The following is an 8147-nucleotide window of genomic DNA, read 5'->3' on the forward strand; positions in this document are numbered from 1 at the left end:
CAAGCAAAGAATGGCGGGGTTTTAGGGGTGGAACCCCTAGGATCTTTTGTTTATTAGAAAGAAAAATCGAAAATCTTTTATTTTCATGTAATTTATGGTATTATTAAAACGAATGAATTTAAGGTAGGGATTATATGAAAAAGAAAAGAATTTTAACTTTCATAATGACATTTTTAATAGCCTTCACGACCCTTAGTACTACGGTTTTTGGGTTTAATTCTTATGAACAGTATTTTAACGGTAGATATTCATATAGTCTTAAAATCCCTAAAGATAAAAAGAACGTGGTAATGGAGACTAATCAGTCTTCCGTTCTGATACCATACAGTGAACAGATAAGACTTGAAATAAATGTTGAGGATGTATCTACTCTTCTTACAAATAAAGAGCAGGAAAATTATAACGAAAGCGACCTTAAAAAACTAAGCCTTAAAAGCGAGGTTTTTAAGAATACTTATGCTTCTGAAGATTACATGAAGAAGAATGCGGTAAAACTTATAAAGAAATTCGCACCTTCTCCGACGGTAACGAGCATAGAAAGTTTTAAGCTGGACAGAAGAGTTGCTTTTAAGATATTCTACGATACAAAGATAACCGGAGCGGATAATAAAACCGCTAAAGGGCACGGGCTTATACTCTTTACAATAGACGGGGGAAGGGTGTATTACTTTGTATTTACCGATAACTCATTAAAACAAGCCAATATCACTGATTATGATTTTATAGATAAGGCGATTTCTACTATCAATCTTGAGGATTTTGATTATACTCCTTTCATTTTGATAGGTATCCTTTGCATACTTTTATACGTCCTTCTTATGAGTCTATACTTAAAGGCTGAGAGAAGAGCGGAAGAACGCAGAGAAAGAAAGAGAAGAGAAAAAGAAATCAAGAGGAGAAGAGCACTAGGTATCGAACCTATCAGTCAGGATGAAGACTACGAATATTATGACGAAATAGTCCTTGAAGAAGCGGACGAAAGCGAAGAGTTGGACGGAGAAAGCGTATTTACCGTTGAACAGATAATGAAGCTTTATCCTAGTCTTAAAGATATCAAAATAAGACCTCGAGGTGACGGAAAAGACTTAATAGAAACTCCCGACACGGAAAATAAAAATATAATAGATTATAAAGAAATCGAGGAAGACCTTGATAAGAAAATCAAGGCTGATAAAGACAGAGAAGTAAAAGAGAATGTTGTAAAAGAAGAAACAGAAAAAGATACATCGGAAGAATTTGAAGTTAAGGAACAGGAAGAAACAAAAACTGCCGAAGTGGGCGAAGGACTTGCCGCAATGACTCCTGTAAGTAAGAGTGAAGGTTTCTATGAATTAAGCGAAGAAGAGGACAATTTAAAAGAAGAAATCGGATTTGAACTTGCGGGCAGAAGAGAAAAAGGCGATAAGCTATCCGTTAAGAATAATAATATTTATGATGATGACACCGAAGGCTTTGTATTCGAAGATATAGATGAAGAAAATATAAATAAGAGAAACGATAATCTTGACTTGAGTTTCAGAGAAGAGTATCAAAGTCCCGAAGATTCTATCAATATGGAAGACTTCGGCAAAGAAATAGATGACGATATCGTATCGGATTTTGATTATAGCTTTGAAGACGAAACGACCGGTGATATTCCTTTGGACGAAGTGAAGATAGACGAAGCGGATATAGTTGATAATTCGGATATCGGTGATGAGTTGTTTGAAGATATATTAAACGATACAAAGCTTGATACCTTAAACAATGAAGATATGACTAAAGAAGCTGAGGGTATATCCGAAGATGAGGCTTCAGAAATGTCTCAAGCAGGTGAAATAAGTGAAGATATTTCAGATGATGAAAATATCGAAAATACTGATAACTTTGATGATGATTTGGAAGAAGACATCAAAGATGAAATCTTTGAAAATGAAGATGTCACTTCAGATGAGGCTGACAAAGATATTGATGATACATATGTAACAAACGAGAATAATTCAAATGAAAATGTTTTAATTGATAATGGAGTTGAAAGTGATGAGAACTCTAAAGAAGATTTAATAGATGAAACAGTATCGAAAGAGGAAACTGATTTTAATGAAGACAGTAAAAATGCATCGGATAAGTCTCAAGTGTTTGAGAATGAAACAATAAGCACGGTTCAGAAAGAATTGGAATATAAAGAAATCTTAGGTGCTGAGCAGTTAAAAGATAAAGACTCCTTAGAAGAAGCAGATAATGAAATAACCGATAATCCTGAAGATAAGAAAGCAGAAGAAGTCGAAAATATTGAAACGGTAAAATCAGAAGACGGAAATTCTTATAATAACTCATCACAAGAAGATATAAATATCGTCAGTGATAAAATGTCAGAAGAAATGTATAATGGTGAGTCCGCTGATGATGAAGACGGTTTTGAATGTATCTATGATGAAGTCTTGGAAACGGAAGAGTCAGTAAGCAGTGGTGATGAAATTAAAAATACTGAAGACAACATTCCTGAAGATGAAAGATATAATATATCAAATGAAGATGAGTTATCAGAAGAGACTATCAGTGAAGAGGACATAGATAGTATAATCAGCGAAATCGATAAAGAGTTTGATATGGGGCTTGAAAATAAGGAAAATGAAATTGATACAGAAAGTTTAGTAGATACTTCCGTTAAAAGTGATTTTGAAGAAGAGGATTTAAAGGATAAATCTAAAGAAGGAAATCATAAAGAAGCGGTAACCGGAGATACAAAGGAAGACTTTGAAGATGATGAAATAGACGAAGTTCTTATATCCAATGACGAAAAAGAAGTTATGGATGAGTTTTCTCAAATGGTAGACTTTTTGGATAATGAAGAGTAATAAAAAGAGTGCGGGTAATATTTCCCCGTACTCTTTTTGTGATTTACCACTAGGATTTTATATTGTTTTGTAGTAAAATATAATAAGAATAATGATTATAACGGAGGAAATTATGCCTGCTAGTGAAGCATGTCTTGAATGTAACAGAAAAAGATATACCAAGTTTGCAAATGATAATATCGATAAAGATAAGATAGCAAACTTTTTAGACGAAGTGGAAGAAGCGATAGTCAATGCTCCTTATCAGGAACTTGAATCTACATGGGAAAGGATCGCGAGAAAGTATGTAAAAAGCGACGATATACATAAGGAAGAAAAGGAAAAATATCAGCAGTGTATACTGTCTATGAAAGACGATATCGAGAAAATGCTTGATGAAAGCGATGATATCATAAATGACGCTATTAAATTTGCAATAGCGGGGAATGTAATAGACTTTGCTACGAGACCAGACCTTACTTTGGAAGAACTCAAAGAAGTAATCGACGGAGTAAAGAACATTAAATTCGACGAAGAACTATATGCAAAGTTCATAGAAGAATTAGAAAACGCAAAAGAAGTCGTTATACTTCTCGATAACGTGGGAGAGGTGGTTTTGGATGCACTATTATGCAAGAAGCTAAAGACCGTTTATCCCGATAAGCATATAACGGTAGTACCCGCATCTTATCCTATTTCCAGCGATACCACAGCCAAAGAAGCTTACGAAAGCGGTATAGCTGACTATGCGGATATAGTTCCAAACGGAAATGATATTGTGGGTACATATCTTCCAAAATGTTCAAAAGAATGTATTGACGTTTTGGACAGAGCTGATATAATAATTTCGAAAGGCATGGCTAATTTTGAAGTTATGTCGGGAAGTAAATATAACGTATATTACTTTTTCCTATGCAAATGTAAATTTTACTGTGAAGCACTGGACGCTGAAATGATGCAGGAAATGTTTATAAGCGATAAGTATTCAAACGTAGGAAAAAGAATGGAAAAAACATGGAAGGAATTAGGTAGAACGGATGAATAAAAGAAGAGAAGTAGCAAATGAATTAGTAGAATTAATGGATAAAGTAAGCGATGAACAAATAGAAAAATTTGAAAAAGCTTTGGAAAGTGCAAACAGGATATTCACATCGGGAATGGGCAGAAGCGGATTTATGATGAGAGGTTTCGCAATGAGACTTATGCATATGGGATATAAGACATATGTGGTAGGAGAAACTACTACTCCCGCTATCCTTGAAGGTGATTTGCTTGTACTCGGTTCAGGCTCAGGCAAGACTTCGGGACTTGTGGCAATGGCTAAAAAAGCCAAAGAAATGGGTGCAAAGATAGCTTTGATATCTTCCAACGATAAGGACGGTATAGCGGAATTAGCAGACGTTGTGGTTACAGTGGGAGCTCAGACAAAAGATAAATCCGACAGCGGAAGTTCAATTCAGCCTATGGGCACATTATTTGAACAGGGTTTACTTCTTGTATGCGATTCTGTAATTTTGGATATCATGGAAGACCTTGATACAGACGGAGCAGAAATGTACAAAAACCATGCAAATTTAGAATAATACGATTATTCAAAAACACCGCTGTCAATGTACAGCGGTGTTTTTGAATAAATAAGAGTTAAAGAGGGAAATTATGAAAAAGTATTTAAAATGTTTTATCGTTTTTGGTTTTGTATTTAGTTTTATTTTTACAAATCTTTTTGGAAGTATAAATGTTATCCGTGGGAGCGAGACAAAAGGGGAAAATCCTGCTCCTTTTAAGCAAGTAAAAGAAGACGGAAATGATACTAATAAAAATAAAGATGATAAAAATCAAAAAACAGATAAAGAAAAAAATGATGATGTAATAAATAAAGACGATAAAAAACAGGAAAATAGTAAACATACCAAAAAAGAACAAGGTAGCAAGAAAACCAAGGAAGCAGCAGAAGAAGAAGAAGAAACAGAAGCAGAAGAAATCTCTCTTGATTTTAAAAGCAAAAAGATATTAAAAGGTCAGTCTTATACTTTGAATGTGAAATTCTTGCCTAAAGGTTCTGCGGAAAGAGAGCTTATATTTAAAAGTGAGAACACAAAAGTTGCGAGCGTCAGTTCAAAGGGAGTTATAAAAGGATTAAGTTACGGTCAGACTGTAATTAATATAAAAACCAAGGACGAAAAACTAAGTATAAATGCAGTAATACAAGTAGTTCCAAAATATCCAACAGTTAAGCTAAAGAATTACTTGAGCAAATCCATAAAGATTTCATGGAACAAAGTTAGCGGCATGTCGGGATATAGGATTTACTATAAGACGAGCAAAAGCGGGGAATATAAATTCTTGACGGCAGTAAGCAAGACCGGCACTTATTTTGTTCACAGAAAATTAAAAAGCAATAAGAAATATTATTATAAAGTGGTTTCATATGTAAAAGTAAAAGATAAGGATATATATAGTTCTTATAAAGAAAAATCACTCAAAGCGGTATCAAAGTCTTATGTAACGGTCATGCTCGACCCTGGACACAGAGGCAAGTACGGAAGAGATTATGGAGCAAAGGGGATAGATAAGAAGACATGGGAAGTAACTCTTAATGATAAATTCGTTTCGGTCTTGGCAGGAAAACTTAAAAAAGAGGGGTACAATGTTATATATTCCAGAAAACCTTATAAAAAATTAAAGTTTAAGAATTTAAGGGAACTTTCAAAATATGCAAATAAGAAAAAGCCCGACTTATTCGTTAGTGTACACCATAATTCCAGTACATCGAAAAAAGCGAACGGATATGCTATTTATTACTCCACGTATAAAAAGTATTTGGACTCTAAGGGATTATATGTAAAGATTTATTCCAAGAAATATGGAAGCGGCAGAAAATATTACAAGGTAACAAAAATCAAATATTCAAAGTCCGGAAGCCCTACGATTTATTTTAAGTATGGGAAGAAGACGAAGAAGATCAGTCCGTCCTCACTTAGATATAACATTATAGATAAATCTCCATGTGAAAGTGCCGTTAATACAAAAAGAGCTGCTTCTTATGTAAATAAAGAGATAAAGGCATCTAAGATACTCCGACCTTTTGAAGGCGGTATGGTGGAAAATGACTTTATAGTTACATCTGAAACGAACGCTCCTTCTTTTATGCTTGAAGCCGGATTTGTATCCAATAGTTCGGAACTGAGTAAACTTAAAAATTCAAAATTCAGGGATAAATATACTTCTTGTCTCATAAAGGGTATAAACAAATATTTTGGGGTAAAATAATATTAATTTTTCATTAGAAATATAATGTAAAATTTTCATATATGATATAATACATAAAAGGAGAAAAGCAAAAATGAATTTTACAAGTGAAAACATGATACTTATTTGGCTGGTACTTCTCGTTCTATTCGTTGTAGTAGAACTCTTGACCACTCAGCTTGTATCCATTTGGTTTGCCGGTGGTTCTCTGATATCGCTTATACTGAGCTTTTTAGATGTCAGTATCGCGGTGCAGATAATAGTATTCTTTATAACATCGGTAATATTCTTATGTATAACTTATCCGCTTTATCACAAGTATGTAAAAAGTGAGATTGTACCTTTGAATGCGGATAGTTTGATAGGGTTATATGGGATAGTTATCAAAGAAATCAATAATAAAAAAGCGGTAGGTCAAATCAAAGTAAAGGGACAGGTTTGGTCGGCTTTAAATGAAATCGACGAAATAATCCCCGAAGGCGAAGAAGTAAAACTAATAAAAATCGAAGGCGTACATGTCATCGTACAAAAGAAAGAAGAAGAAAGAGGTTAGAAAATGTTCGGAATTATATTATTCATTATACTTATAGTACTTATTATGGCAGTGCTTGTACTAAACGTTAAGATAGTTGCACAGTCATATGCTTACGTAATAGAAAGGCTCGGTTCATACAAGACAACATGGGAAACGGGACTTCATATCAAAATACCTTTCATTGAAGTAGTTGCAAAGAAAGTATCTTTAAAGGAACAAGTCATAGACTTTCCGCCGCAGCCGGTTATCACAAAAGATAACGTAACTATGCAGATCGATACTGTTGTGTATTTTCAAATTACAGACCCAAAACTTTATACTTACGGGGTCGAAAGACCTATGCAGGCTATTGAGGTTTTGACGGCTACCACACTCAGAAATATCATAGGTGATATGGAGCTGGATGAAACTCTTACAAGCAGAGATATTGTAAATACGAAGCTTAGAGTTATCCTCGATGAAGCTACGGACCCATGGGGCATAAAAGTAAACAGAGTAGAACTTAAGAATATCCTTCCTCCTAGAGAAATCCAGGACGCAATGGAAAAACAGATGAAGGCAGAAAGAGAAAGAAGAGAAAGTATTCTCAGAGCCGAAGGTGAAAAGAAGAGTGCTATCCTTATTGCAGAAGGTGAAAAAGAGTCTGCTATCCTTAGAGCGGAAGCTTCAAAACAAAGTAAGATCAAAGAAGCCGAAGGTAATGCGGAAGCAGTCATCAAAATGCAGGAAGCTAATGCCGAAGGTATCAGGATGATAAACGAAGCTAAAGCGGGACAGGAATATATCGCACTTAAATCTCTTGAAACATTCTCTGAAGTTTCAAAGGGTAAATCCACAAAAATCATCATTCCTTCGGAAATTCAAAATATGGCGGGTCTGTTGTCTTCTTTAAAAGAAACTATTATAGACGGCGATATTGAAGAAAACGAAGCTAAAAAGGAAAAATAAAATGTCTAAAAAAGTTCTTGTTATCAACGGTCCTAATATCAATATGCTGGGCAGACGTGAAAAAGACCTTTACGGAAAAGAAGATTATGCTTATTTATGTGATATTATCAACAAAAAAGCAAATGAACTCGATTATGAAGTAGAGATGTATCAGTCCAACAGTGAGGGAAGTATCATAACGAAGATACAGCAGTCTTTAGACGAAGCCGATGATATAATCATTAATCCTGCGGCTTATACTCATACTTCGGTAGGTATCCTCGATGCACTCAAGATGTTCAAAGGAAAAATCATCGAAGTGCATATAAGCGATATAAGCGAGAGGGAAGAGTTCAGAAAACATTCTTATGTATCTTATGTTGCTACAAAGAGGATTATCGGAAAAGGGCTTGAAGGTTATCTTTTGGCACTTGAAGAATTATAATAAAAATATTTTGGTCGGATATAAATATATCCGACCTTTTTTGTGGCAAAACGAAGTCTTGTCGCTTATATAAGGGACGGTGTCCCTTACACCCTTATAAGGGGCTCCGCCCCTAAAACCCGAAGTTCTGTAAGGCTCCGCCTTACAATCCGCCATTTTTTGCTTGTCCAAAAAA

General features: G+C 34.7%; 7 protein-coding genes. All 7 read left to right on the plus strand.

Features of this window, described 5'->3' with window-relative positions; all coding sequences use genetic code 11:
- The first annotated feature begins 134 nt into the window (after positions 1 to 134).
- Positions 135 to 2837 (plus strand): hypothetical protein, encoded by a 2703-nt coding sequence (locus NSA01_RS09480; protein ID WP_257481221.1) that lies wholly within the window; start codon positions 135 to 137, stop codon positions 2835 to 2837.
- Between the two features lie 112 nt (positions 2838 to 2949).
- Positions 2950 to 3861 carry a damage-control phosphatase ARMT1 family protein gene (locus NSA01_RS09485; RefSeq protein WP_257481222.1) on the plus strand — a complete coding sequence of 304 codons (912 nt, stop codon included), beginning with the start codon at positions 2950 to 2952 and terminating at the stop codon, positions 3859 to 3861.
- Positions 3854 to 4399 (plus strand): 6-phospho-3-hexuloisomerase, encoded by a 546-nt coding sequence (hxlB, locus tag NSA01_RS09490; RefSeq protein ID WP_257481223.1) that lies wholly within the window; start codon positions 3854 to 3856, stop codon positions 4397 to 4399. Before NSA01_RS09485 ends, hxlB begins: the two co-directional genes overlap by 8 nt.
- A 73-nt stretch (positions 4400 to 4472) precedes the next feature.
- Positions 4473 to 6086, plus strand: a complete 1614-nt coding sequence (locus NSA01_RS09495) for an N-acetylmuramoyl-L-alanine amidase (protein WP_257481224.1) — start codon at positions 4473 to 4475, stop codon at positions 6084 to 6086.
- 73 nt (positions 6087 to 6159) lie between these two features.
- Entirely contained in the window at positions 6160 to 6618 is a 459-nt protein-coding gene (locus NSA01_RS09500) for an NfeD family protein (protein ID WP_257481225.1), read from the plus strand.
- 3 nt (positions 6619 to 6621) lie between these two features.
- Positions 6622 to 7548, plus strand: coding sequence for an SPFH domain-containing protein (locus NSA01_RS09505; protein ID WP_257481226.1), 927 nt, complete (start codon positions 6622 to 6624; stop codon positions 7546 to 7548).
- 1 nt (position 7549) lies between these two features.
- Positions 7550 to 7972 (plus strand): type II 3-dehydroquinate dehydratase, encoded by a 423-nt coding sequence (locus NSA01_RS09510; protein WP_007049092.1) that lies wholly within the window; start codon positions 7550 to 7552, stop codon positions 7970 to 7972.
- Positions 7973 to 8147: the final 175 nt, after the last annotated feature.

It is taken from the genome of Anaerofustis stercorihominis (assembly GCF_024623185.1).
Taxonomy (GTDB): Bacteria; Bacillota; Clostridia; order Eubacteriales; family Anaerofustaceae; genus Anaerofustis.

Bases quoted from the DNA above. Each gene is read 5' to 3' on its own strand.
- NSA01_RS09480 (WP_257481221.1), top strand. From the start codon at position 135: ATGAAAAAGAAAAGAATTTTAACTTTCATAATGACATTTTTAATAGCC.
- NSA01_RS09485 (WP_257481222.1), top strand. From the start codon at position 2,950: ATGCCTGCTAGTGAAGCATGTCTTGAATGTAACAGAAAAAGATATACC.
- hxlB (WP_257481223.1), top strand. From the start codon at position 3,854: ATGAATAAAAGAAGAGAAGTAGCAAATGAATTAGTAGAATTAATGGAT.
- NSA01_RS09495 (WP_257481224.1), top strand. From the start codon at position 4,473: ATGAAAAAGTATTTAAAATGTTTTATCGTTTTTGGTTTTGTATTTAGT.
- NSA01_RS09500 (WP_257481225.1), top strand. From the start codon at position 6,160: ATGAATTTTACAAGTGAAAACATGATACTTATTTGGCTGGTACTTCTC.
- NSA01_RS09505 (WP_257481226.1), top strand. From the start codon at position 6,622: ATGTTCGGAATTATATTATTCATTATACTTATAGTACTTATTATGGCA.
- NSA01_RS09510 (WP_007049092.1), top strand. From the start codon at position 7,550: ATGTCTAAAAAAGTTCTTGTTATCAACGGTCCTAATATCAATATGCTG.